The sequence below is a fragment of the Paraburkholderia sp. EG287B genome (assembly GCF_040965595.1).
Lineage (GTDB): Bacteria > Pseudomonadota > Gammaproteobacteria > Burkholderiales > Burkholderiaceae > Paraburkholderia.
The window spans coordinates 81,977-106,309 of sequence record NZ_JBFRCG010000021.1 but is presented as its reverse complement, the minus strand read 5'-3'; the positions used below and the strand labels follow the sequence as shown (position 1 = coordinate 106,309).

30 protein-coding genes and 1 tRNA gene are annotated in these 24,333 nt (G+C 64.5%); 2 read left to right on the top strand and 29 right to left on the bottom strand.

All coding sequences use genetic code 11. The features are described 5' to 3' along the window. Window positions 1-21: 21 nt before the first annotated feature. Window positions 22-972 (top strand): cation diffusion facilitator family transporter, encoded by a 951-nt coding sequence (locus tag AB4Y40_RS33355; protein WP_368691470.1) that lies wholly within the window; start codon window positions 22-24, stop codon window positions 970-972. An 85-nt stretch (window positions 973-1,057) separates the two neighbouring features. Here AB4Y40_RS33355 and AB4Y40_RS33350 read toward each other — a convergent pair. The 7 genes from AB4Y40_RS33350 to AB4Y40_RS33320 all read right to left on the bottom strand — a co-directional run bounded on the left by AB4Y40_RS33350 (window position 1,058) and on the right by AB4Y40_RS33320 (window position 6,284). Further along, window positions 1,058-1,133, bottom strand: a tRNA-Thr gene (locus AB4Y40_RS33350). A gap of 18 nt (window positions 1,134-1,151) precedes the next feature. Next, window positions 1,152-1,667, bottom strand: a complete 516-nt coding sequence (locus AB4Y40_RS33345) for a ClpXP protease specificity-enhancing factor (protein WP_368691469.1) — start codon at window positions 1,665-1,667, stop codon at window positions 1,152-1,154. Window positions 1,668-1,746: 79 nt separating this feature from the next. Next, entirely contained in the window at window positions 1,747-2,358 is a 612-nt protein-coding gene (locus AB4Y40_RS33340) for a glutathione S-transferase N-terminal domain-containing protein (RefSeq protein ID WP_027797364.1), read from the bottom strand. Window positions 2,359-2,472: 114 nt separating this feature from the next. Then, a complete protein-coding gene (locus AB4Y40_RS33335) occupies window positions 2,473-3,273 on the bottom strand; it encodes a cytochrome c1 (protein ID WP_368691468.1) in 801 nt (266 codons plus the stop codon). A gap of 18 nt (window positions 3,274-3,291) precedes the next feature. Beyond that, entirely contained in the window at window positions 3,292-4,680 is a 1,389-nt protein-coding gene (locus AB4Y40_RS33330; RefSeq protein ID WP_368691467.1) for a cytochrome bc complex cytochrome b subunit, read from the bottom strand. Continuing rightward, entirely contained in the window at window positions 4,680-5,300 is a 621-nt protein-coding gene (gene petA, locus AB4Y40_RS33325) for a ubiquinol-cytochrome c reductase iron-sulfur subunit (RefSeq protein ID WP_368691466.1), read from the bottom strand. The genes AB4Y40_RS33330 and petA overlap by 1 nt, the downstream gene beginning before the upstream one ends. Window positions 5,301-5,537: 237 nt before the next feature. Continuing rightward, window positions 5,538-6,284, bottom strand: a complete 747-nt coding sequence (locus AB4Y40_RS33320) for a Nif3-like dinuclear metal center hexameric protein (protein WP_368691465.1) — start codon at window positions 6,282-6,284, stop codon at window positions 5,538-5,540. 19 nt (window positions 6,285-6,303) lie between these two features. Between AB4Y40_RS33320 and AB4Y40_RS33315 the strand changes: the two genes are divergently transcribed. Continuing rightward, window positions 6,304-7,518: a Do family serine endopeptidase gene (locus AB4Y40_RS33315; protein WP_368691464.1), complete on the top strand. Its 1,215-nt coding sequence runs from the start codon at window positions 6,304-6,306 to the stop codon at window positions 7,516-7,518. A gap of 128 nt (window positions 7,519-7,646) precedes the next feature. Here the strand turns inward: AB4Y40_RS33315 and tatC are convergent, their stop codons facing one another. The 22 genes from tatC to mlaD all read right to left on the bottom strand — a co-directional run bounded on the left by tatC (window position 7,647) and on the right by mlaD (window position 24,316). Further along, window positions 7,647-8,429: a twin-arginine translocase subunit TatC gene (gene tatC, locus AB4Y40_RS33310; RefSeq protein ID WP_368691463.1), complete on the bottom strand. Its 783-nt coding sequence runs from the start codon at window positions 8,427-8,429 to the stop codon at window positions 7,647-7,649. A 45-nt stretch (window positions 8,430-8,474) separates the two neighbouring features. Continuing rightward, on the bottom strand, window positions 8,475-9,032 hold the full coding sequence (gene tatB / locus AB4Y40_RS33305) for a Sec-independent protein translocase protein TatB (RefSeq protein WP_368691462.1): 558 nt from the start codon (window positions 9,030-9,032) through the stop codon (window positions 8,475-8,477). 97 nt (window positions 9,033-9,129) lie between these two features. Further along, the gene (gene tatA, locus AB4Y40_RS33300) at window positions 9,130-9,372 is read right to left on the bottom strand and encodes a Sec-independent protein translocase subunit TatA (RefSeq protein WP_342924276.1); all 243 of its coding nucleotides are present in this window, start codon (window positions 9,370-9,372) and stop codon (window positions 9,130-9,132) included. 160 nt (window positions 9,373-9,532) lie between these two features. Continuing rightward, window positions 9,533-9,901, bottom strand: a complete 369-nt coding sequence (locus AB4Y40_RS33295) for a histidine triad nucleotide-binding protein (RefSeq protein ID WP_368691461.1) — start codon at window positions 9,899-9,901, stop codon at window positions 9,533-9,535. A 42-nt stretch (window positions 9,902-9,943) separates the two neighbouring features. Continuing rightward, window positions 9,944-10,336 carry a membrane protein gene (locus tag AB4Y40_RS33290; protein WP_028206579.1) on the bottom strand — a complete coding sequence of 131 codons (393 nt, stop codon included), beginning with the start codon at window positions 10,334-10,336 and terminating at the stop codon, window positions 9,944-9,946. A 42-nt stretch (window positions 10,337-10,378) separates the two neighbouring features. Continuing rightward, window positions 10,379-10,747, bottom strand: a complete 369-nt coding sequence (locus tag AB4Y40_RS33285; RefSeq protein WP_110388464.1) for a phosphoribosyl-ATP diphosphatase — start codon at window positions 10,745-10,747, stop codon at window positions 10,379-10,381. Next, on the bottom strand, window positions 10,744-11,181 hold the full coding sequence (gene hisI / locus AB4Y40_RS33280; protein WP_368691460.1) for a phosphoribosyl-AMP cyclohydrolase: 438 nt from the start codon (window positions 11,179-11,181) through the stop codon (window positions 10,744-10,746). Before hisI ends, AB4Y40_RS33285 begins: the two co-directional genes overlap by 4 nt. A 4-nt stretch (window positions 11,182-11,185) precedes the next feature. Then, window positions 11,186-11,959 (bottom strand): imidazole glycerol phosphate synthase subunit HisF, encoded by a 774-nt coding sequence (hisF, locus tag AB4Y40_RS33275; RefSeq protein ID WP_368691459.1) that lies wholly within the window; start codon window positions 11,957-11,959, stop codon window positions 11,186-11,188. A gap of 223 nt (window positions 11,960-12,182) precedes the next feature. Continuing rightward, window positions 12,183-12,935 (bottom strand): 1-(5-phosphoribosyl)-5-[(5-phosphoribosylamino)methylideneamino]imidazole-4-carboxamide isomerase, encoded by a 753-nt coding sequence (gene hisA / locus AB4Y40_RS33270; protein WP_069268257.1) that lies wholly within the window; start codon window positions 12,933-12,935, stop codon window positions 12,183-12,185. 174 nt (window positions 12,936-13,109) lie between these two features. After that, window positions 13,110-13,751 (bottom strand): imidazole glycerol phosphate synthase subunit HisH, encoded by a 642-nt coding sequence (gene hisH / locus AB4Y40_RS33265; RefSeq protein WP_368691458.1) that lies wholly within the window; start codon window positions 13,749-13,751, stop codon window positions 13,110-13,112. Between the two features lie 254 nt (window positions 13,752-14,005). Continuing rightward, the gene (gene hisB / locus AB4Y40_RS33260) at window positions 14,006-14,593 is read right to left on the bottom strand and encodes an imidazoleglycerol-phosphate dehydratase HisB (RefSeq protein ID WP_133186218.1); all 588 of its coding nucleotides are present in this window, start codon (window positions 14,591-14,593) and stop codon (window positions 14,006-14,008) included. Window positions 14,594-14,647: 54 nt separating this feature from the next. Beyond that, window positions 14,648-15,724, bottom strand: coding sequence for a histidinol-phosphate transaminase (gene hisC, locus AB4Y40_RS33255; RefSeq protein WP_368691457.1), 1,077 nt, complete (start codon window positions 15,722-15,724; stop codon window positions 14,648-14,650). 211 nt (window positions 15,725-15,935) lie between these two features. Next, window positions 15,936-17,255, bottom strand: coding sequence for a histidinol dehydrogenase (hisD, locus tag AB4Y40_RS33250; RefSeq protein ID WP_368691456.1), 1,320 nt, complete (start codon window positions 17,253-17,255; stop codon window positions 15,936-15,938). Between the two features lie 97 nt (window positions 17,256-17,352). Continuing rightward, complete coding sequence (gene hisG, locus AB4Y40_RS33245; protein ID WP_069268253.1) at window positions 17,353-18,051, bottom strand: ATP phosphoribosyltransferase; 699 nt, start codon at window positions 18,049-18,051, stop codon at window positions 17,353-17,355. Then, window positions 18,048-19,310, bottom strand: a complete 1,263-nt coding sequence (gene murA, locus AB4Y40_RS33240; RefSeq protein WP_368691455.1) for a UDP-N-acetylglucosamine 1-carboxyvinyltransferase — start codon at window positions 19,308-19,310, stop codon at window positions 18,048-18,050. Before murA ends, hisG begins: the two co-directional genes overlap by 4 nt. 108 nt (window positions 19,311-19,418) lie before the next feature. Further along, window positions 19,419-19,658, bottom strand: coding sequence for a BolA family protein (locus AB4Y40_RS33235; RefSeq protein ID WP_028206568.1), 240 nt, complete (start codon window positions 19,656-19,658; stop codon window positions 19,419-19,421). Window positions 19,659-19,673: 15 nt separating this feature from the next. Next, window positions 19,674-20,429: an ABC transporter permease gene (locus AB4Y40_RS33230; RefSeq protein ID WP_042269663.1), complete on the bottom strand. Its 756-nt coding sequence runs from the start codon at window positions 20,427-20,429 to the stop codon at window positions 19,674-19,676. After that, the gene (locus AB4Y40_RS33225; RefSeq protein ID WP_342924268.1) at window positions 20,426-21,352 is read right to left on the bottom strand and encodes an ABC transporter ATP-binding protein; all 927 of its coding nucleotides are present in this window, start codon (window positions 21,350-21,352) and stop codon (window positions 20,426-20,428) included. Before AB4Y40_RS33225 ends, AB4Y40_RS33230 begins: the two co-directional genes overlap by 4 nt. A gap of 277 nt (window positions 21,353-21,629) precedes the next feature. Next, complete coding sequence (locus tag AB4Y40_RS33220) at window positions 21,630-21,902, bottom strand: lipid asymmetry maintenance protein MlaB (protein WP_110388471.1); 273 nt, start codon at window positions 21,900-21,902, stop codon at window positions 21,630-21,632. Next, on the bottom strand, window positions 21,899-22,531 hold the full coding sequence (locus AB4Y40_RS33215) for a phospholipid-binding protein MlaC (RefSeq protein WP_368691454.1): 633 nt from the start codon (window positions 22,529-22,531) through the stop codon (window positions 21,899-21,901). Before AB4Y40_RS33215 ends, AB4Y40_RS33220 begins: the two co-directional genes overlap by 4 nt. A 178-nt stretch (window positions 22,532-22,709) precedes the next feature. Continuing rightward, entirely contained in the window at window positions 22,710-23,720 is a 1,011-nt protein-coding gene (locus AB4Y40_RS33210; RefSeq protein ID WP_368691453.1) for a VacJ family lipoprotein, read from the bottom strand. A gap of 14 nt (window positions 23,721-23,734) precedes the next feature. Next, the gene (gene mlaD, locus AB4Y40_RS33205) at window positions 23,735-24,316 is read right to left on the bottom strand and encodes an outer membrane lipid asymmetry maintenance protein MlaD (RefSeq protein ID WP_368691452.1); all 582 of its coding nucleotides are present in this window, start codon (window positions 24,314-24,316) and stop codon (window positions 23,735-23,737) included. Window positions 24,317-24,333: the final 17 nt, after the last annotated feature.

The window sequence follows — 24,333 nt, the reverse complement described above, 5'->3', positions numbered from 1 at the left end:
TCCTCGCGCAGGGCAGACATCATGGAACGGCTTCGCCTCTTCAGTGCTTCCGACGAGAGCAGCGTGCTGACGCTATCGATCGCTACGACGTTGCTGATCGCCCTCATCGGCATTCTGTTCGGCTTGATCTCTGGCTCGTTTTCGATTGTGTTCGACGGCGTTTATTCACTCGTCGACGCGAGCATGAGCGCGCTAGCGCTCGCCGTCGTGCGCCTGATCACCTCCTACGCGGTCAACGTCGACCTGCCGCGCAAATGGCGCGAGCGCTTCACCATGGGCTTCTGGCATCTCGAACCCATGGTGCTCGGGCTCAACAGCACGCTGCTCGTGGGCGTGGCCGTCTACGCGCTGATCAACGGCGTCACCAACCTGCTCTCCGGCGGCCACGAGCTGCACTTCGGTCCTGCCCTCGTCTACGCCGTGCTCACCGTCAGTGCCTGCGTGGCGATGGCGGTGTTCGAATCGCGCGCGAACCGCCGGATCCACTCGGATTTCCTCCGCCTCGACATCAAGTCGTGGATCATGTCCGCGGGCATCACGGCGGCGCTTCTCGTCGCCTTCAGCGTCGGCTATGCGATTCAGGGAACGGCGTGGCAACGCTTCACGCCCTATGTCGACCCGGCGGCGCTCGTGGTGGTGTGCGTCGTGATCATCCCGATTCCGCTCGCGGAAATCCGCCAGGCGTTGCTGGACGTCTTGCTCGTGGCGCCCGCGGATCTCAAGCAGCATGTCGATGCCGTCGCGAAACGCTTCGTCGAGCGCTACGCCTTCGAGTATTACCGCGCTTATGTCGCGAAAGTGGGCCGCTCCCGCGAGATCGAGCTGTATTTCGTCGTGCCGCCCGACATGCCGGCAAAGCGCATCGCCGAATGGGATGCGATCCGCGACGAAATCGGCCGGGCCATCGGCGGGGACGAGTCGCACCGCTGGCTCACGATCATGTTCACGAGCGATCCGGAATGGGCGGAGTGAGGAATCTGGGGGAAAGGGGCGCAGAAAGCACAAAGGGTTACGTGAGATTCACGTAACCCTTTGTCTTGACGCATTGCTTCGAATATGGTGCCGGCTGCAGGACTCGAACCCGCCACCTGATGATTACAAATCAACTGCTCTACCAGATGAGCTAAGCCGGCGTAGCCCGCTATTCTACTTCATTTAACGATCTTGAGGTGGCCCTTGCCGCCCTTGTTGCCGCCTTCGTCATCCTTGTCGGCGGCGCGCGTCGCAACCGGCGCAACCGGCGCGAGCGGCGCAGCGGGTTCCTCGGCGGGCTCGTCGCGCACTGCGTGCGCCTCATGCGCTTCGGCTTCCTCGTGGTCCTCGGAGGACAGCACGTCGTCGGCGTCGCCGGGCGGAGACTCGACGGGGAACGCCATGCCCTGGCCGTTCTCGCGCGCGTAGATCGCGAGCACGTTCGACACCGGTACCTCGATCTTGTGCGACTTGCCCGAGAAGCGCGCGTGGAACTCGATCATCTCGTTGCCCATCTGCAGCTGGCTCGTCGCCTCGAAGCTGATGTTCAGCACGATCTCGCCGTCACGCACGAACTGGCGTGGCACCCGCGTGCGGTTGTCGACCCGCACCGCGATATGCGGCGTGAAGCCGTTGTCGGTGCACCACTCGTACAGCGCGCGCAGCAAATACGGCTTGGTGGAAATCTCTTGCATCAACAATCCTTTCACGAGGCGGCATCCACACCCACGCTGTGCACGCCGCCTCTGTTACCTGCAACCGCCAGGATACTGCTTAACGACGCATGACCTTTTCAGACGGCGTCAGCGCTTCGATGTACGCCGGACGGCTGAAAATGCGCTCGGCGTACTTCATGAGCGGCGCGGCATTCTTCGACAGCTCGATGCCGTAGTGGTCGAGGCGCCACAGCAGCGGCGCGATGGCGACGTCGAGCATCGAAAACTCTTCGCCCAGCATGTACTTGTTCTTCAGGAAGATCGGCGCGAGCTGCGTGAGGCGGTCGCGGATCGCGAGGCGCGCCTTCTCGTGGTTCTTCTCGGCGGCCTTGCCCTTCTCGTTTTCGAGCGTGCTTACGTGCACGAACAGTTCCTTCTCGAAATTGAGCAGGAACAGACGCGCGCGGGCGCGCTGGACCGGGTCGGCCGGCATCAGCTGCGGATGCGGGAAGCGCTCGTCGATGTACTCGTTGATGATGTTCGACTCGTACAGAATCAGGTCGCGCTCGACCAGAATCGGCACCTGACCGTACGGATTCATCACGGCGATGTCTTCCGGTTTGTTGAACAGGTCGACGTCGCGGATTTCGAAGTCCATGCCCTTTTCGAACAACACCAGCCGGCAGCGCTGGGAGAACGGGCAGGTAGTGCCGGAGTACAGAACCATCATGATTTACATTTCCTCAATAAACCCAAAAGGCCAGCGGGCGAAAAAACCGTCTGACGGTCCCTGAACCGTCAGACGGCATCTCGTCGCACCGGCCCCACGTCGGTCAGGACGTGCCTATTTGATATCTTTCCAGTACGCAGCGTTCAATCGCCACGCGAAAAAGCTCAAGACGCCGAGGAACAGGAGCACCCACACGCCAAGCTGCCTGCGGGTTTTCTGCTCGGGTTCGGCCATCCAGCCGAGGTACGCCACCAGGTCGGCCACGTCGGCATCATAATCCACCGGCGAGAGCGTTCCGGGCGTGACCTGCTGGAACCCCGCAAAGCGACGGACCTTTTCCCCGGTTTCCTCGTCCGTCGTGTCCTCGAACTTCGCCGTGCGGATGCCCTGCAACTGCCACAGCACGTGCGGCATGCTCACGTTTTCGAACACCAGATTGTTCCAGCCGGTCGGCCGCGTGTCGTCGCGGTAGAAGCTGCGCAGGTACGTGTACAGCCAGTCGCGCCCTTTCGCCCGCGCTTCCACGGAGAGGTCCGGCGGCGCCACGCCGAACCACGCCTTCGCGTCGTCCGGGCGCATCGCGATGGACATCGTGTTGCCGACCTTGTCGGTCGTAAACAACAGATTATCTTCGATTTGCTTCTGCGGAATGCCGAGAACCTGCAACCGGCTGTAGCGCATCAAGTTCGCACTATGGCAATTCAGACAATAGTTTACAAACAATTTGGCGCCGTGTTGCAGCGAAGCAAGATTTTCGCCGTTATCGGGAGCGCGGTCGAGCGGAATGTTTTCCTGCGCTGCGACAGATCCGACCCCAAAGACGCATGAGAGCGCCAGCGCGGCCAAGCCGGCCCGGACGCCGGCAGCTCGTACGCTCACCTTCGCGAGCGTCGAAAAAAGAGTTCTTTTCGTCATATCTTCCTCGCTCGTCAATTAATGGGGCTTGAACCGCACGCGCTCGGGCGGCTGCTTGAAAGTGCCAAGCGGCGTCCAGAACGGCATGCCGAGGAAGAAAGCGAAATAGACGAGCGCGCAGATCTGGGCGATCAGCGTGGCCGCCGGCGATGGCGGCTTCGTGCCGAGGAACGCGAGCGTCAGGAACGCCACCACGAAGATGCCGAGAAACACCTTGTGGAAGAACGGCCGGTAGCGGATCGACTTCACCGGCGAGCGGTCGAGCCACGGCAGGAAGAAGAGCGAGATCACCGCCGTGCCCATCACCACCACGCCCCAGAACTTCGACTCGGTGAAGTACATCGCGAGAATCACGAGCACCGCCAGCAGCGGCAGCCCGGCGCGCCATTTGCCGCGGGCGCGCACGAGCGCGAGCAGCCCGAGCAGCGCGATCACGATCATCAACACGATCTTGAACGGGTCGGTGGTGGCGCGCAGCATCGCGTAGAACGCCGTGAAGTACCAGACCGGCGCGATTTCGGGCGGTGTCTGCAGCGGGTTGGCCGGCACGAAGTTGTTCGACTCGAGGAAGTAGCCGCCCATCTCCGGCGCGAAGAACACGATCGCCGCGAAGATCATCAGGAAGATGCACACGCCCATGAAGTCGTGCACCGAGTAGTACGGATGGAACGGGATGCCGTCGAGCGGCACGCCATTCGCGTCCTTCTTCGCCTTGATCTCGATGCCGTCCGGGTTGTTCGAGCCCACTTCGTGCAGCGCGATGATGTGACAGATCACGAGCCCGACCAGCACCAGCGGAATGGCGATCACGTGGAACGCAAAGAAACGGTTCAGCGTGACGTCCGACACCACGTAGTCGCCGCGAATCCACAGCGAGAGGTCCGGGCCGATGAAGGGAATCGCCGAGAACAGGTTCACGATCACCTGGGCGCCCCAGAACGACATCTGGCCCCAAGGCAGCAGGTAGCCGAAGAACGCCTCCGCCATCAGGCACAGGAAGATCGCGCAGCCGAAGATCCACACGAGTTCGCGCGGCTTGCGGTACGAGCCGTACAGCAGCCCGCGGAACATGTGCAGGTACACGACCACGAAGAACATCGAAGCGCCCGTGGAGTGCATGTAGCGGATGAGCCAGCCCCACGGCACCTCGCGCATGATGTACTCGACCGATGCGAACGCGAGCGTCGCATCGGGCTTGTAGTTCATGGTGAGGAAAATGCCGGTGATGATCTGGTTCACCAGCACGAGCAGCGCGAGCGAGCCGAAGAAGTACCAGAAGTTGAAGTTCTTCGGCGCGTAGTACTCGGAAGCGTGCGCGCGCCAGCTCGCGGTCATCGGGAAGCGCTTGTCGATCCAGCCTTGCAGCCCGGTCGTTTCCACCACGTCCTTTTCGGTTCCCGTCGCCATCACGCTTCTCCTTTTTCGTCCTTGCCGATCACGATCTGCGTCGGCGACGCGAACATGTAGCGGGGAATGTCGAGGTTCTGCGGCGCCGGCTTGTTCCTGAACACGCGGCCGGAGAGATCGTAGGTGGAGCCGTGGCACGGGCACAGGAAGCCGCCCGGCCAGCTGTCGGGCAGGTTCGGCTGCGGGCCTTCCTGGAAGCGCGGCGTCGGCGTGCAGCCCAGATGGGTGCAAACGGCAACCGCCACGAGAATGTTCTGATGCTCGGCGCGCGAACGGAATTCGTTCATGCAGTACTCCGGCATCGGCATCGAGAACGGGTGCTCGGAGTTCGGGTCGGCCAGATCGGGATCGGCCTTCTTCACGTCGGCCATCATGCGATCCGTGCGGTTCAGGATCCACACGGGCTTGCCGCGCCAGGCCACGGTCATCATCGAGCCGGGCTGCAGATTCGTGATATCGGCTTCGACGGGCGCGCCAGCGGCGCGGGCTTTTTCGGATGGTGCAAAGGACCCTACGAAAGGTACGACAGTGGCCACGCCTCCAATGCCACCTGCTACGGACGTCGCAATCAGCCAGGTTCGGCGGCTGCCATCGACGCGGTCATTCTCGTTGTCTCGCATCACATCGCCCCACTTCTGAGTTGGATTTTTCCGTCACGCCAGCTTACCCGCGGTGCTGCCGAACGCTAGTTTGCTCGAATGGAGTTGGCATTTACAAGGGGCGTTCTCGAAAAAGCCTCGGAAGTCCTTGATATCTCGGGGTTTTCCCGCAGAAAAGAGGGCCACTTTCTTTTCAGTTTGTAAATGCCTCATGAATAAATCGATGCTGCGCCACGACAATTTGCGCTGAATACGCAATCAGACGGGATTGTCGATATCGATGAAAAGATGCTCGATATTGAAGGCTTCCGAGAGGTGCGCGCCCACCGCCTGCACACCGAAGCGCTCGGTCGCGTGGTGGCCCGCGGCGAGGAACGCCACGCCGCTTTCCGCGGACGTGTGCGTGATCGGCTCGGAGATCTCGCCGGTGAGGAAGACGTCGGCGCCGGCTTCGATCGCGGCGTCGAAGAGACTTTGCGCCGCGCCCGTGCACCAGGCCACGCGGCGCAGCTGCCAGTCGGGGTCGCCGAGCACGAGCGGCGTGCGGCCGAGCGTCTGTTCGACCTCGGCCGTAAAGTGCGCGAGCGTGATCGGCATGGGCAGCGTCGCCATCCAGCCAAGATCCTGGTCGCCGAAGCGTTGTTCGCCGATCCAGCCGAAGCGGGCGCCCAACTGCGCGTTATTGCCCAGTTCAGGATGGCAGTCGAGCGGCAGATGGTAGGCGAACAGGTTGATATCGTTCGCGAGCAGCGTCTTCAGGCGCCGGTATTTGCGGCCCGTAATTTGCGGTGCTTCGTTCTTCCAGAAGTAACCGTGATGCACGAGCACCGCGTCGGCGCCCCATTCGAGCGCGGCTTCAAGGAAGGCGAGCGAGGCCGTCACGCCCGTGGCGATCTTCTCCACGCGCCGCCGCCCTTCGACCTGCAGGCCATTGGGGCAGTAGTCCTTGAACCGCGCGGATTCCAGAAGATTGTTCAGATACAATTCCAGTTCGATCCGATCCATATAATCCTCTAATCTTCAGATGCTTAGACGCTTTTGGCTGTTCTTCGCCCAGGCGGTGACGGTCCTGCTGGCGTTGATGTTCATCATCGCCACGCTCAAACCGCAGTGGCTGCAGCACCAGGGGCAGTTCGGCAAGCAGCTTGCCGAACCGATCGTCGCACTGCGGGAAGTGGCGCCAGGCATCGGTGGAGGCGCCGCCCAAGGCTCCTATGCGGACGCCGCCCAGAAGGCCATGCCCGCGGTCGTCAACGTGTTCTCGAGCAAGGATGGGTCGCTGCCGCCCGATCCTCGCCAGAACGATCCGCTATTTCGCTACTTCTTCGGCGACCGCAACAAAAACCAGAAGCAGCAGGAGCAGCCTGCGGCCAACCTCGGTTCGGGCGTCATTGTCAGTCCGGACGGTTACATTCTAACGAACCAGCACGTAATCGACGGCGCGGACCAGATCGAAATCGCGCTTTCCGACGGCCGCACCACCAACGCCAAGGTGATCGGCATCGATCCGGAAACCGATCTCGCGGTGCTCAAGATCAATCTGCCGAACCTGCCCACCATCACGCTCGGCCGCATGGACCAGACGCGCGTGGGCGACGTCGTGCTCGCCATCGGCAACCCGTTCGGCGTGGGCCAGACGGTCACGATGGGCATCATCAGCGCGCTGGGCCGCAATCACCTCGGCATCAACACGTTCGAGAATTTCATCCAGACCGATGCGCCGATCAATCCGGGCAACTCCGGCGGCGCGCTCGTCGACGTCAACGGCAACCTGCTCGGCATCAACACGGCCATCTACTCGCGCTCGGGCGGCTCGCTCGGCATCGGCTTCGCGATTCCCGTCTCCACGGCGCGCAGCGTGCTGGAGAGCATCATCACCTCGGGCTCGGTCACGCGCGGCTGGATCGGCGTGGAGCCACAGGACGTGACGCCGGAGATCGCCGACTCGTTCGGGCTGAAGGAGAAGTCGGGCGCAATCGTCGCGGGCGTGCTGCAGGGCGGCCCCGCCGACAAGGCCGGCATCAAGCCCGGCGATGTCCTGACCTCGGTGAACGGTGAGTCCATCACCGACACCACGCGCCTTTTGAACGTCATCGCGCAGATCAAGCCGGGCACCGACGCGAAGATCCACCTCGTGCGCAAGAACAAGGACATGGATCTCGACGTGCTGATCGGCAAGCGCCCGCCGCCGCCAAAGCAGCCGGCCCAGGAAGACGGCGAGGGCGACGACGGCGGTTGATATCTCACCGCAGGCGGGGTGTCGTGCCCTGCCCGCGTCCGGACTCACAACCGGAAAACGAAAAGGCCGCGAACGTGGGTTCGCGGCCTTTTGCTTTCCTGCGGCTGTTCTCCGCCAAGCCAGCGGGGCTAGCTCGCTGCCTGACTCTCGTCCGCGGCCTTCTTCTCGCCCGTGCCGATGAAGATGCGCGCCGCGATGATGCCCGCCTCGTAGAGGAGGATGAGCGGCAGCGCGAGAATGAGCTGCGAGAACACGTCCGGCGGCGTCACCACGGCCGCGACGATGAACGCGCCGACAATCACGTAGGGCCGGATCTGCTTGAGCTTCTTCACGGTGACCACGCCCATGCGCACGAGCAGCACGACGATGATCGGCACCTCGAAGGTCACGCCGAACGCGATGAACATGGTGAGCACGAAGCTCAGGTAATTGTCGATGTCGGTCGTCATCTCCGCGCCGAGCGGCGCGTTGTAGTGCGCCATCACGCGGAAGATGGTCGGGAATACCACGAAATACGCGAACGCCATGCCGCACAGGAAGAGCGTGTAGCTGCTCGCCACGAGCGGCACGACGAGCTTCTTTTCGTGCTGGTAGAGGCCTGGGGCGACGAACGCCCAGATCTGGTAGAGCACGACCGGCAGCGCGATCACGAAGGCCACGAGCATCGTGACCTTCATGGGCACGAAGAACGAGCCGGTCACGTCGGTGACGATCATCTTGCCGTCGCGCGGCAGGTTCTGCATGAGCGGACGCGCGAGCAGCCGGAATATGTCGGGCGCCCAGTAGACGAGCCCGACGAACACGACGATCACGGCGATGCCTGCGCGAATGATGCGGTCGCGCAGCTCGACGAGATGGGAAATGAAGGTCTCTTCGGAGCCTTCTTCCAGTTTTTGCTGGGGGTCGCTCACACCGGCCCTCTATTGGAAATGGTCGTGCGCAAAGGCGGATCCGCCTCAGAAGAACCGCGTGGGCCGGCGCAGGCTCGCCGGCGTGTGCTGCGCCACGCGCGCAGCGCCCGATTGCACCCGCGTGCGGCGCAGCGTGGCGCGTTTGTACCAGACCGGCGCGGCGCCCTGCTTCACGCGCCAGTTCTTGCGCTTCGCGCCGCTTGCGCCCGCGTTGCCGGAGCGCCATCCCGATTGCGTGGCGACGCCGTCCGCATTGGCGGCGGCGCCTTCCAGGCTGGCAGGATCCGCGCCGCCTGCGATGCTCGGCGACACCGAGGTGCCCGCGTTCCATGCATCGTTCAACTCGGTTTCATGCTTGCGCAGATTGTCCTGAACGTTCTTCTCGACGTTCTGCGCCGCCGCTTCGAACTCGGTCTTCATGCGGCGCAACTCGTCGAGTTCGATCTCGCGCGTGACTTCCGCCTTGACGTCGTTGATATAGCGCTGCGCGCGACCGAACAGCGCGCCGGCCGTGCGAGCGACCCGCGGTAGCCGCTCCGGCCCGAGAACGACCAGCGCGACGACGCCGATCAGCGCCATCTTGGTTAAACCGAGATCGAGCATGAATGGAGTTTTCCGTCAGCCTTGGCTGCCTTAATGGAAACGATCGGGAAACATGCGGAAAAACCTGTGGCGGCGGAAAAAACGGCCGCCACGCGTTTTAGCGGTAGTCGTTCGAGCGCTGCGTCTTGTCCTTGGCTTCGACGTCGACTGCACCGCCGTCGGCCGGGAGTTCGCGCTTTTGCGTGTCGGCGCCGGCGCCTTCGTTCTCGCGCATGCCTTCCTTGAAACCCTTCACCGCACCGCCCAGATCGCTACCGATATTGCGCAGCTTCTTGGTGCCGAAGACGAGCGCAACGATCAACAAGACGATCAGCCAGTGCCAGATGCTCAACGAACCCATGATTGACTCTCTCCTTAACCCCGCCGCCGCGCGAGGTGCGCGACGCGATAAATTGTGCCTGTTCGATGTTGCATGGTCGTGGCGTGCGACCCTTTAGCGCGACGCTTTAGTGTGACCCACGCCATGCGTCATTTATACCGACTTTCACCGCCGCCGGCACTCAGCCCATGCGGTGCCACGGACGCGGCCCGGCCAGCAAATGCGCGTGCAGATGGTAGACCTCCTGCCCGCCGCCCGGCCCCGTATTCACCACCGTGCGAAACCCGGTTTCGCCGCCCGTGTACGAGACGCCCAACTCTTTGGCGAGTCGTGCGACCAATACAAACATTCTACCAAGCAGCAGTGCGTCGTTTTCACTGCAATCGGCAAGGGTGGGAATATGCTGGCGCGGAATCACGAGGACGTGGGTTTCGGCTGCAGGCCGGATGTCGCGGAAGGCGACGAACTCGTCGTCCTCGTACACCCGCGTGCTGGGAATATGGCCATCGGCGATCTTGCAGAAGAGACAGGTGCTGCGGTCGTGACTCATGGTGCTCCTGGTGAGCAAAGCCGCACGCGCCCCCGGAAGCCCTCAGAACCAGGCGCGCGGGTTGTGCAGCGGCTTGTTGTCGTACAAGTACAGCCAGCCTTTGATGATACGGTACAACGTCCAGATTGCGACAGCCCACAGTATTGGAATGCCGACCAGCACGAAGATGAGCACGCCGCCGATCAGATGGCCGGCCAGCCCGAGCCAGAACGTGCGGATTTGCCACGTGAAGTGCTGCTCATAAGGCGTGCCGAGCGCTTCGTCGCGTTTGAGGTAGTTCAGGATGATGGCCACCAGCACCGAAATGCCGCCGGTCAGCCAATAGACCGCATAGAGCGCGTACAGCACGTGCGTGAACGTCCGCAGGCTGCGCAAACGGTCCGCGTCGACGCCGTTGCGGTACGAAGGGGGCGGGTAGTCGCCGGACGTGGACATCGTTCATCTCCCTCTGTGGAGCGCTGTGCGCAGCGTAGAGCCTTAGTCGCCGTTCTCTTCGCGCTCGCGGCTCTTGCGCAGCGCCTTTTCCTCGAGACCCGAAAGGCCTTCGCGGCGTTCCAGTTCCGCGAGCACGTCGGCGGGACTCAGATCGAAGTGCGAGAGCGTCACGAGGCAATGGAACCACAGGTCGGCCATTTCGCCGACCAGCGCCTTCGGCGCGCCGCCCTGGCGCACGTCCTTCGCGGCCAGCACGACTTCGGTCGCCTCTTCGCCGACCTTCTTGAGCACCGCGTCGTCGCCCTTGTGAAACAGGCGCGCGACGTAGGAGGCGTCCGGGTCCCCGCCCTTGCGGCTGTCGATCACCGCCGCGAGGCGCAGCAAGGTGTCGTTGGTGTTCAATTGCGTCATTTGTAGATGTGTTCGGGGTCTTTCAGCACCGGGTCGACGGCGACCCAGCGGCCTTCGTCGACGGTGCCTTCGAATTGCTGGAAAAAGCACGAGTGGCGGCCCGTGTGGCACGCGATGCCCGAGACCTGCTCGATCTTGAGCAGCACGACGTCTTCGTCGCAGTCGAGGCGGATGTCGCTCACGTGCTGCACGTGGCCCGACTCCTCGCCCTTGAACCACAGGCGCTGGCGCGAGCGCGAAAAGTACACGGCGCGGCGCAGCTCGACCGTCTTCGCGAGCGCTTCGCGGTTCATCCACGCGAACATCAGCACGTCGCCGGTGGTGGCTTCCTGCGCGATCACGGGCACGAGGCCGTTGGCGTCCCAGTTGACCTTGTCGAGCCAGTTGGCGTTGGCGAGGTCGTTGTCGGCTTTGCCGGTTTGAGTATTGCTCATCGCGTTACATCCTCACCGAAATGCCCTGGTCGGCCATGAAGCGCTTCGCCTCGCCCACGGTGTGTTCGCCATAGTGGAAGATGCTCGCCGCCAGCACGGCGTCGGCACGGCCCTTGACGATGCCGTCCGCGAGATCCTGCAGGCCGCCCACGCCGCCCGAGGCGATCACGGGAATCGGCACCGCGTCGGACACCGCGCACGTGAGGTCGAGGTCGAAGCCGCTCTTCGTGCCGTCGCGGTCCATGCTCGTGAGCAGAATTTCGCCCGCGCCCAGTTCGGCCATCTTGCGCGCCCATGCCACGGCGTCGATGCCGGTGGCCTTGCGCCCGCCGTGCGTGAACACTTCCCAGCGCGCGGGTTCGCCCGGCGCCGACGTCCGCTTCGCGTCGATGGCGACGACGATGCACTGCGAGCCGTATTTGTCGGCGGAATCGCGCACGAGCTGCGGATTGGCGACCGCCGACGAGTTCATGCTGACCTTGTCGGCGCCGGCGTTGAGCAGGCGCCGCACGTCCGCCACGGCGCGCACGCCGCCGCCCACGGTGAGCGGAATGAAGACCTGCGAAGCCACCGCCTCGATGATCGGCAGGATCAGGTCGCGCTGGTCGGAGGTCGCGGTGATGTCGAGGAACGTGAGTTCGTCGGCGCCCTGATCGTCGTAGCGGCGCGCGATTTCGACGGGGTCGCCCGCGTCGCGCAGCTCGACGAAATTGACGCCCTTGACGACGCGCCCGGCGGTCACGTCGAGGCAGGGGATGATGCGTTTGGGTAGAGCCATGATCTTGCCGAAGTTGCCAGTCGGTGTGTGTGCGGCGAGCACCTTTCGCGAGAAGGCTGCCGGCCCCGCTTCGGGCGCGGCGCGCAGCCCATTGTCGCGCGCTTTGCGCCGTGCCTTGCGCCCTGAGGCGAAATTATCCCGCGCGAGCGCCGGTCCCCATGGAGATGGCGGCGCAGCGCCAAAAACAAAAGGCCTCCAGTGACGGAGGCCGGCATGCGACGCTTTACGCGTCGTCCGATTCGCGCAGGCTGTCTGCGCGCGTTTGCGCGGCGGCGAAATCGAGGTCGCCCGAGTAGATCGCGCGGCCGCAGATCACGCCTTCCACGCCTTCGTCCTCGACCTCGCACAGTGCGTCGATATCGCCGAGGTTGGACAGCCCGCCGCTCGCGATGATCGGAATCTTCACCGCGCGCGCGAGGCGCACCGTCGCTTCGATGTTGATGCCCTGAAGCATGCCGTCGCGGCCGATGTCAGTGTAGATGATCGACTCGACGCCGTAGTCCTCGAACTTGCGCGCGAGGTCCACGACTTCGTGACCGGTGAGCTTGCTCCAGCCGTCGGTCGCGACCTTGCCGTCTTTCGCGTCGAGGCCCACGATGATATGGCCCCCGAATGCGGTGCACGCTTCCTGAAGGAAGCCCGGATTCTTGACGGCAGCGGTGCCGATGATCACGTAGGACAGGCCGTCGTCGAGATAACGCTCGATGGTGTCGAGGTCGCGGATGCCGCCGCCGAGCTGCACGGGGATCTCGTCGCCGACTTCGCGGATGATCTCGCGAATCGCGTCTTCGTTCTTCGGCTTGCCGGCGAACGCGCCGTTGAGGTCGACGAGGTGCAGGCGCCGCGCGCCGCGCTCGACCCAGTGTCGGGCCATGGCCGCCGGTTCCTCGGAGAAAATCGTCGCCTGGTCCATATCGCCTTGTTTGAGGCGCACGCAGTGACCGTCTTTGAGATCGATGGCCGGAATCAGCAGCATAGCTTCGGGTGTGTCTGGGAATGGGGTTGAAGTCTGCGGCGCCGGCGGAAAAAAGGCCCGATCCGACGCCGTTTCGCTAGTTTAGTACAACTCTTTCGGCGGCCTTGCTGACGCAAATCTAATGCCGCGGCGCTCGTGCGCGAAGGCGGCTGCGAGCGTCAGCGCCGCAGGAAATCAGGGGTTCCAGTGGACGAAGTTGCGATAGACGCGCAAGCCCGCAGCGGCGCTCTTTTCCGGGTGGAATTGGGTGGCGAAGATGTTATCCCGCGCCACTGCCGAGGTAAAGGCCGCGCCGTACGGCGTTTCGCCCACGGTGTGCGACGCATCCGCCGGAACCACATAGTAGCTGTGCACGAAGTAGAAGAAGCTTTCGTCGGGCACGCCGTCCCACAGGGCGTGCGCGCGCGCCTGGCGCACGCGGTTCCAGCCCATTTGCGGGACCTTGAAGCGCGAGCCGTCGTCCTGCAGCTGGCCTTCCAGGTCGAAGCGCACGACCTTGCCGGGCAGCAGGCCCAAGCCCTTCGTGTCGCCTTCCGCGCTCCAGTCGAACAGCATTTGCTCGCCCACGCACACGCCCATGAGCGGCTTCGTGCGCGAGGCTTCGAGCACGGCGTCCTGCAGGCCCGATTCGGCGAGGCTGCGCATGCAGTCGGGCATCGCGCCCTGCCCCGGCAGCACCACGCGGTCGGCAGCGCGGATCGCCTCGGGACGCTCGACGATGGCCACGTCGGCTTCCGGCGCGGCCTGCCTCAGCGCCTGGGCCACCGAACGCAGGTTGCCCATTCCATAATCCACAATCGCAATTGAAGTTGTCATCTCGAATCCGGCCTGCTCAAAAGGCCTTGCCCTTGGCTATGTGGCGCATGTGCGCCGCGATGTGCCCTGATCTGCTCGAAGCCGTCAATGTACGCCAGTCGGCGCGTGCGAGCCCATAAGCCAAACGGCTAATGTGGCGCGCACGCCGCATGGGGAGGCCGGCCCCGGCGCGGCGCGCTCGAAGTCCTGCTCCGGCACGCGCCGGCACGGTTGCGCGCAACGCGGCCCGCCTTCTGGTCGGTGAAAGGCGTCGCTTAGAGGCTGCCCTTCGTCGACGGAATCTTGCCCGCCTGACGTTCATCCAGTTCGGCGGCCTGGCGCAGCGCGCGGCCGAATGCCTTGAACACGGTTTCCATCTGATGGTGCGCGTTGAGGCCGCGCAGATTGTCGATGTGCAGCGTCACGCCGGCGTGGTTCACGAAGCCGCGGAAAAACTCGATCGACAGGTCGACGTCGAACGTGCCGATGCGCGCACGCGTGAACGGCACGTGGAATTCGAGGCCCGGACGGCCCGAGAAGTCGATCACGACGCGCGAGAGCGCCTCGTCGAGCGGCACATAGGCGTGGCCGTAGCGGCGAATGCCCTTCTTGTCGCCGATGGCCTGCGCCACCGCCTGGCCGAGCGTGATGCCGACGTCTTCCACCGTATGGTGGTCGTCGATATGCGTGTCGCCATGCGCCTCGATCTCGAGATCGATCAGACCGTGTCGTGCGATCTGGTCGAGCATGTGGTCGAGAAACGGCACACCGGTCGCGAGCTTTTGCTCGCCGGTGCCGTCCAGATTGAGTTTCACGCGGATTTGCGTTTCGCTGGTGTTGCGAACGACTTGCGCGACGCGCATGGCAATTTCCTTCAAACAGCCCGTAACAGGAGAGTGGGAGAACGAAGCATCGGCCTAACGGAGCACGAGCTTCAGGGCAGCGAGCAGTTGCGCGTTTTCGTCGGGGGTGCCAACGGTCAGGCGCACGCAGTTCGCAAGCAATGGGTGCATTTTACCCACGTTTTTGATCAGAATCCGGGCAGACAGCAGCGTGTCAAAAACCGCCGCCGCGTCGGGCACGCGCACGAGCAGGAAATTGCCCGCACTTTCGAACACCTCGGCGCCCGGCAGCTTCGCCACTTCGGCGGCCAGCGTCGCACGTTGCGCGCGCAATTCGGCGGCCTGCGCATCGAGCACGTCGACATGGTCGAGCAGCAGATCGGCCGCCGCTTGCGTGAGGACGTTCACGTTGTAGGGCGGGCGCACCTTGTCGAACTCGTTGAGCCACGACGGACGCCCGGCCAGATAGCCGAGGCGGATGCCCGCGAGCCCGAGCTTCGACATCGTGCGCATCACGACCACGTTGTCGAACTCGCCCGCGCGCGGCATCCAGCTTTGCATCGCGAACGGCTGGTAGGCCTCGTCGATCACCACGAGGCTCTTCGCCGCTTCCGCCGCCGCGATCACGCGCTCGATGTCGGCGTCGTCGAACAGCGTGCCCGTGGGATTGTTCGGGTAGGCCAGCCAGATCACGGCGGGCGTGTGCTCGGCGATCGCCGCGAGCGTCGCTTCGAGGTCGAGCGTAAAGTCGGTCTTGAGCGGCACGCCGACGAACTCCAGCTGCGCGAACTTCGCCGACATCGCGTACATGACGAAGCCCGGCACCGGCGCGAGCACCTTCGCGCCCGGCTTCGCGCACGCCATGGTGATCATGCTGATGATCTCGTCCGAGCCGTTGCCGAGCAGCACGTCGCAGTCGGCGGGCACGCGCATCGTGTGCTTGAGCTTCGCAATCAGCGCCTCGGGGCGCGGCGCGGGATAGCGGTTGAGCGCGACCGCCGCGAGGCGTTCGCCCAGTTGCGCTGCAAGGTCGGCGGGCAGGGCAAACGGGTTCTCCATGGCGTCGAGCTTCACGAAACCGGAAGCGTCGGGCACGGGGTAACTCGTCATCGCGAGCACGTCGCGACGGATGATGTCTTGTGGTGTCGTCATGTCGAAAGGCGGCTCGCGAAAAGCGGGGCCGCCGGCACGGGCAGCTCGGCGAGCCGGCTGCCCTGGTTATCGTCGTGGTCTCTGCTGCGTGCGGGTCAAACTGAAGGTCTAACTGCTGCGCCCCACGCACTCGCGGGGCTGGCCGTCGCGCAGCGTCTCCATGCCGCGCGGCGGCGCATTCAACCGGTTTCTGCCGGTTGCGAGGCGTGCCTTACACCTGCTTCATGCGGAATTCGGCGCTGCGCGCGTGGGCCTGCAGGCCTTCGCCGTAGGCCAGCTCGGCCGCGATCTCGCCGAGCGTTTGCGCGCCTTCCGCGCTCACCTCGATGAGGCTCGAGCGCTTGATGAAATCATAGACGCCAAGCGGCGACGAGAAACGTGCGGTACGAGACGTAGGCAGCACGTGATTCGGCCCCGCGCAGTAGTCGCCGAGGCTTTCGCTCGTGTAGCGGCCAAGGAAGATCGCGCCCGCGTGGCGGATTTCGGCACCCCACTTCTGCGGCTCCAGCGCCGAGATCTCGAGGTGCTCCGGGGCGATCTCGTTGGCGATGGCGCAGGCCTCGGCCATGTCGCGCACCTTCACGAGCGCGCCGCGGTTCGTGAGCGACGTGGCGATGACTTCGGCGCGCGGCATGGCGGGCAGCAGTTCGTCGATGGCGTCTTCCACGCGCTTGATGAAGCCCTCGTCCGGGCACAGCAGGATGGATTGCGCGAGCTCGTCGTGCTCGGCCTGCGAGAACAGGTCCATGGCCACCCAGCGCGGATCGGTCGTGCCGTCGCAAATCACGAGGATTTCCGAGGGGCCCGCGATCATGTCGATGCCGACCGTGCCGAACACGCGGCGCTTGGCTGAAGCGACATAGGCGTTGCCCGGACCGCAGATCTTGTCGACGGCCGGGATCGTATCCGTGCCGTACGCGAGCGCCGCCACGGCCTGCGCGCCGCCGATCGTGAACACGCGATCGACGCCGCCGAGCAGCGCCGCCGCCAGCACGAGCGGGTTCTTCACGCCGTCGGGCGTGGGCACGACCATGATGATTTCGCGCACGCCCGCGACCCGCGCGGGAATGGCGTTCATCAGCACCGACGACGGATACGCGGCCTTGCCGCCGGGCACATACAGGCCCACGCGGTCGAGCGGCGTGACCTTCTGGCCGAGCACCGTGCCGTCGGATTCGGTGTACTGCCAGCTATGCGAGCCGCACTCGATGCGCTGCTTCTCGTGGTAGCCGCGCACGCGCGCCGCCGCCGCTTCGAGCGCCGCGCGCTGCTTGGGCTCGAGGCTTTCCAGCGCCGCTTCGAGTTCGCTGAACGGCAGCTCGAGCGCCGCGACGCTCGGGGCGGCCAGGCGGTCGAAGCGGTTCGTGTAGTCGAGCACGGCGGCGTCGCCGCGCGCCTTCACGTCGGCGAGAATCTGCGCGACGGAGCGCTCGATGGCCTCGTCCTCGCTCGCCTCGAAGGCGAGCACCGCGTGCAGCGCCTTTTTGAAGCCTTCGGTGCCGGAATCGAGTTTGCGCATCGTGATAACCATGCTGGTATCCATCCGTTACGTTGTGCGCGCCGCGCCGTTTGGGGCGCACTGCGCGCGAGGCGGCGCGTGATTGCGCCTGCCCTTTGCTCCTGCTCTGTCAGCTCGCCTGCGTGCCGCGCGACGCGCGTTCGAACGCGTCGATGATCGGCCGCAGCGCGGCGCGCTTGAGCTTGAGCGCCGCCTGATTCACGACGAGGCGCGACGAGATCTCCATGATCTCCTCGACCTCGACCAGATTGTTCGCGCGCAGCGTGCCGCCCGTGCTGACGAGGTCGACGATCGCGTCGGCGAGGCCGACGAGCGGCGCGAGTTCCATCGAGCCGTACAGCTTGATGAGGTCGACGTGCACGCCCTTGGCCGCGAAGTGCTGGCGCGCGGCCTCCGTGTACTTGGTCGCCACGCGCAGACGCGCGCCCTGGCGCACCGCGTTCGCGTAGTCGAAGCCGCCCTTCACGGCCACCGAAAGACGGCAGCGCGCGATGTCGAGGTCGATCGGCTGATACAGGCCGCCGCCGCCGTGCTCGTTGAGCACGTCCTTGCCCGCCACGCCGAAGTCGGCCGCGCCGTACTCCACGTAGGTGGGCACGTCGGTCGCGCGCACGATGATCACGCGCAGGTTCGGGTCGGTGGTCGGCAGGATCAGCTTGCGCGAGGTTTCCGGGTCTTCGGTCACATGCACGCCGGCCGCGGCGAGCAGCGGCATCGTCTCTTCGAAGATGCGGCCCTTCGAGAGCGCAAGCGTGAGCGGCGCGCTGGCCGCGGCCGCCGGCGTGGGCCTGGACTCGACCGTGCTCATTGCGCGCTCCCCTTGATCCGCTTCACGTTCGCGCCGATCTTCGTGAGCTTCGCTTCCATGCGGTCGTAGCCGCGGTCGAGGTGATAGATGCGGTCGATCAGCGTTTCGCCGTCGGCGCACAGGCCCGCGATCACGAGGCTCGCCGAGGCGCGCAGGTCGGTTGCCATCACCTTCGCGCCCGAGAGCTTCTCGACACCGGCGACGAGCGCCGTCTTGCCGTCGATCGTGATGTGGGCGCCCAGGCGATTCAGTTCCTGCACGTGCATGAAGCGGTTTTCGAAGATGGTTTCGACCACTTGCGAGGTGCCGTCCGCGATCGTGTTGAGCGCCATGAACTGCGCCTGCATGTCGGTCGGGAACGCCGGGTATTCGGAGGTGCGCACGTTCACGGCGCGCGCGCGCTCGTGCATGCGCACGCGCATCCAGTCGTCGCCCTCTTCGATCGACACGCCCGCTTCGCGCAGCTTGTCGGTGACGGCGTCGAGGATGTGCGGGCGCACGTGGCGCAGCGTGACGTCGCCGCCCGCGGCCGCGACCGCGCACAGGAACGTGCCCGCTTCGATACGGTCCGGAATGACGGTGTGGTGCGCGCCGTGGAGCTTGTCCACGCCTTGAATGACGAGGCGGTCGGTGCCGATGCCTTCGATCTTCGCGCCCATCGCCACGAGCAGGTGCGCGAGGTCGCCCACTTCGGGCTCGCGCGCGGCGTTCTCGATCACCGTTTCGCCATCGGCGAGCACGGCGGCCATCAGCAGGTTTTCCGTGCCGGTGACCGTGATCATGTCGGTGACGATGCGCGCGCCCTTCAGGCGCTTCGCGCGCGCCTCGATGAAGCCGTGCTCGATGTTGATCTCGGCGCCCATCGCCTGCAGGCCCTTGATGTGCTGATCCACGGGGCGCGCGCCGATCGCGCAGCCGCCCGGCAGCGACACCTTCGCCTCGCCGAAGCGCGCGACGAGCGGCCCGAGCACGAGGATCGACGCGCGCATGGTCTTCACGAGCTCGTACGGCGCGACGAGATTGTTGACCTTCGAGGCGTCGAGCTGCACGCGCGCGCCGTGCTGCTCGGTGCGCACGCCCATCTGGCCGAGCAGCTTGAGCGTGGTGCGCACGTCCTGAAGGTCGGGCACGTTGTCCAGATGAACGGGTTCCGCGCTCAGAAGGCCTGCGCAGAGAATGGGCAGCGCCGCATTCTTTGCACCGGAAACAGCCACTTCCCCTGCGAGCTTCTGCCCGCCGACGATGACGAGTTTATCCATGCCTGAGGTTTCCTGATCGGTGCGGCCGGTTTGCAGGGTCGCTTGGTGTTGAGCTGCGCCGCTCGCGGCGGCGTCTTTGTCCTGGGTAATTCGCACTGAGATTCCAGATTATGCGTTCTGCCATTCGGCGGGCGTGAGCGTCTTCATGCTGAGCGCGTGGATTTCCTCGCGCATGCGGTCGCCGAGCGCCGCGTATACGAGTTGATGGCGCTGGATCAGGCGCTTGCCGTCGAATGCTGAGGAGACGATCGTCGCGAAGAAGTGCTGGCCATCGCCTTCGACTTCGAGGTGCTCGCACGCGAGCCCTGCCGAGATGTACTGCTTGATCTGTTCCGGAGTCGGCAACATGAGTATGGCTCCTGCTTAGTGACGCAGCTTGTACCCGCTCGCGAGCAAACGCATGGCGAGCGTGGCCAGCGCCACGAAAAACACGAAAACGATCGACAGGCTCACGAGCGGGTTGATGTCGGACAGGCCGAAGAACCCGAAGCGGAAGCCATCGATCATGTAAAAGAACGGATTGAGCCGCGACACTTCGCGCCACAGGGGCGGCAGCGTATGCGTCGAATAAAACACGCCCGAAAGAAACGTGAGCGGCATGATGAGAAAGTTCTGAAACGCCGCGAGCTGGTCGAACTTCTCCGCCCAGATCCCGGCGATCAGTCCGAGCGTGCCGAGAATCGCCGAGCCGAGCACCGCGAACGCGAGGATGTAGAACGGCGCGGCGAAGCTCATCGGAATGAACCAGATCGTCACGACGAACACGCCCGCGCCAACGGCGAGGCCGCGCACGATCGAGGCGAGCACGTAGGCGCCGAACATCTCCCATGCAGCGAGCGGCGGCAACAGCACGAAGACGAGATTGCCCGTGATCTTCGACTGGATCAACGACGACGAGCTGTTCGCGAAGGCGTTCTGCAGCACGCTCATCATCACGAGGCCCGGAATCAGGAAGCTCGTGTACTCGACGCCCGGATACACCTCGACGTGGCCGCGCAGCGCATGGCCGAAGATCGTGAGATAGAGCAGCGCGGTGATGACGGGCGCGAGCACGGTCTGGAAAGCGACCTTCCAGAAACGCAGCACTTCCTTGTAGAACAGCGTACGGAAACCGCTCATGCGAGACCCTCGACCACTTCAGGACCGTTCATCACCTGCACGAAGACATCCTCCAGATCGGCCTTGCGCACTTCCACTTCTTCGAGCTTGCAGCCGTTCGCACGGCACTTCGCCAGAATGCGTTCCACGTCGTCGTAGCTCGCGAGGCGCAGCAGATGCTGGTGCGCGCTGGCGTTGGAAGGATCGACTTCGAGCGCGCGCAGATCGCTCGGCAACACGCCTTCCGAGAAACGCAAAAAGAGTTGCGTGCCCGCAAAGCGCTGCAGCAGCGCACTCGTGCGCTCGAGCGCGACCATCTCGCCGCGCCGGAGCATGGCGATGCGGTCGCACAACTGCTCAGCTTCTTCGAGATAGTGCGTGGTAAGGACGATGGTGTGCCCTTCGCGGTTCAGGCGCGCGATGAACTTCCAGAGCGTCTGGCGCAGTTCCACGTCCACGCCGGCGGTGGGTTCGTCGAGCACGATCACGGGCGGCCGGTGCACGAGCGCCTGCGCCACGAGCACGCGGCGCTTCATGCCGCCGGACAGCGCGCGCATGTTCACGTCGGCTTTCTCGGTGAGATCGAGATTGGCCATGACTTCGTCGATCCACGCGTCGTTGTTGCGCAGGCCGAAGTAGCCGGACTGGATGCGCAGCGTCTCGCGCACGGTGAAGAACGGATCGAACACCAGTTCCTGCGGCACGACGCCCAGGTTGCGGCGCGCGTTGCGGTAGTCGGCGACGACATCGTGGCCGCGGACGGCGATCGAGCCCTCGTCCGCGCGCGCAAGGCCGGCAAGAATGCTGATGAGCGTCGTCTTGCCCGCGCCGTTCGGGCCGAGCAGCCCGAAGAACTCGCCGTCTTCGACCGTGAAGCTGACGCCCTTGAGCGCCTGAAGCGACTTGTAGCGCTTCTTGACGTTACGGATTTCTATGGCTGGCATGACTAATACGCCGCCCGTTTGCGAACGGCGCGGCTCAAGAGTGCATCAATGCTGCGGGGAAGACCGGAATTGGGGACGGCTTATGAGGCCGGCTTTGCTGTCTCAGTGCACGCTTATTACATACCAAGCGGTACTTTTTGCGCCGAGGCAGCGCCCAAAAAACGGTTGATTATAGGCCAAGTCGGAAAGCGCGGCCGGGCCTTGGAGGGGAACGGCGTCGGCCCGGCAGTGCGGTGTGATACCGCGCGAACGCGAGCGTCCGGCCAGGCGACGCGGGTCAATGTCGCTCGTTGAGAAGCGAATCGACGCCGTAGGCGCGCGCGAGAGAGGCGAGCGCGGGGGGCAAGTTGAGCACGGCGAGGGAAGCGCCGCGCTCACGCGCGGCACGCTGCCACGCGATCAGCACGGCGAGCGCCGAAGAATCGAACTGGGTGAGCGCTGCGCAGTCCACGGCGGTTGCGCCCGCCGAGATCTGCGCGAACCCGGCCGAGAGCGCGGCCTTCGCGCTTTCGTGGGTCAGGTTGGCGCCGGTGGCGAAACGCTCGCTCACGAGGTCGCCTTCCCCGACGCGAGTTGCTGGTTACGCTGCGTGAGGAACTGGATCAGGCCGTCCACGCCGCCTTGCTGGATCTTTTCCTGGAACTGCTGCTGGTACGCCTGGATGAGCCACGCGCCGAGCACGTTGATGTCATACACGCGCCAGCCTTGCGCCGTCTTGTAGAGGCGATAGTCGAGCTCGATCGGCTGGCCGCCGTTCATGACCGTCGAACGGACCACGACGTCGGTGTCGTCCGGGTTCGCGCGGAACGGCTTGTACTGGATCTGCTGGTCGCGCACCTGGGCGAGCGCGCCCGAGTACGTGCGGATGAGCAGCGTCTTGAACTGCTCGATGACCTGTTGCTGCTGCTCCGGCGTGGCTGTGCGCCAGTTGCGGCCCATCGCGAGCTGCGTGGTGCGGCGGAAGTCGGTGTACGGCAGGATCTTTTCGTTCACGAGCTGCGTGATCCTGCTGATGTCGCCGGACTGGATGGACTTGTCACCCTTGATCTGGCTCATGACCTGCTGCGTGACTGTCTGGACCATCGCGTCGGGATTGCTGGTGTCTACCGTCTGAGCGAACGCGCCGCCGGCAAACGAAAGAAACATGGCGAAAAACGGGTACAGAAAGAATTTTTTCATATCGAGCCCTGCTAGTTGGGGGACATCGCCCCGTTGGAACCAACGATATCACGCGAGATCTATCGCGCTGTGTCAAAACCGCCAGCAAAGTGCGACAAGCGTTTCTGCTTGTTACGTCAGACGTATAGGTCAGACGAACGCTCCGGCGAGGCCGTTCCAGCATGCCGGAGCGCAGCGCTCAGTGCAGCCGCAGCATGCTCGGGAAGCCGATGCGCGCAGGCGGAATCATCTGGTCGCCCGGCACCGTGGTTTCCGACGCGCCCACGGGCGCCGCGGCGCCGGCCGGGCCTTCCAGCGTGGCCGGGGCGGTCGTTGCGCCGTTCGGGTTGGCGGGCACCATGCTGGCCGCATTCGGCGTGGCCGCAGGCGCAGTGCCCGAAGCGGGCACTGCCGCACCGGCAGCCGCACCCGAAGCGGGGGCCGCCGCGCCCTCGTCGGTGTCGTCGTACTTCGGCAGCGGCGCGCCATCGCCGTAGTCCGGCAGGTTGCTGTTGTCCGACGACGCGCGGCCATCCGACAACAGGTAGCGGCGACGCTGCAGATAGGCGTTGCGGATGAACGAGTACTTGTCGATCGCCGCGCCTTCGAGCAAGTCGCTCGCGCCCAGCAGGTTGGCGCGCGTGCTCACCACGTTCAGGCCGTAGAGGCCCCACGACAGCGCGGCCGGATCCACATAGGTGAGCGGGTTGATGAAGTAGTTGGGCACGAGGCCGACGCCGTCACGCACCGTGCTCGGACCGAACAGCGGCAGCACGAGGTACGGACCGGGCGGCACGCCATAGTGGCCGAGCGTGAGACCGAAGTCCTGGTTGTGCTTGGGCAGCTTCGCGAGCGTCGCGACGTCGAACAGGCCACCGAGGCCGAAGACCGTGTTGATCACGATCCGCATGATGTCCTCGACACCGTCGGTGATCCTCAGCTGCAGGAAGTTGTTCGCGGCGTTGTACACGTCGCCGATGTTCGCGAAGAAGTTCGTCACGCTGTCGCGCACGGGCTGCGGCGTCACCTTCACGTAGCCCTGCGCCACCGGCTTGAGCGCGTACGTGTCAACCTTGTCGTTGAACGTGTACACCGTGCGGTTGAACCCTTCCCATGGATCTTCCTTCGACGGCGTCTGCACCGTCGAACAACCCCCGAGTGCGAGCGCTGCGACGCCAAGCGTAATGGCGCGCATGCGTATGGTCGTCATTCTTTTTCTCCTTCTTATTGGGCCGCCGAAGCCGCCGGTGCAGGCGCCGGTGCAGGCGCTGGGGCCGGCGCCGGTGCGGGCGCGGCAGCAGGCGCCGCATCCGTGCTCGCGCCGCTGGACGCCTTCGTGGCGCCCGAATCCGCCGCCTTGCTATAGAGGAACTGGCCGATCAGGTTTTCGAGCACGATGGCCGACTGCGTCATCGAAATGGTGTCGCCGGCCTTGAGCATTTCCGAATCGCCGCCCGGCTCGAGGCCGATGTACTGCTCGCCGAGCAGACCCGACGTCAGGATCTTCGCCGACGTGTCCTTCGGAAACTGGTACTGCTGGTCGAGGTCGATCGTCACCAGCGCCTGATAGGTGTTGGAGTCGAAGCCGATCGAGGCCACCCGGCCCACGGTCACGCCCGCGCTCTTCACCGGCGCGCGCGGCTTGAGGCCGCCGATATTGTCGAACTTGAGCTTCACCGGGTAGGTGGCCTGGAACGACAGCGAACTCATGTTGCCGGCCTTCAGCGCGAGAAACAGCAGCGCGATAAAGCCCAGCACCACAAACAGACCGACCCAGAAGTCGAGAGCATTCTTTTTCATCGTCATCCCAATGAGAATCCGTT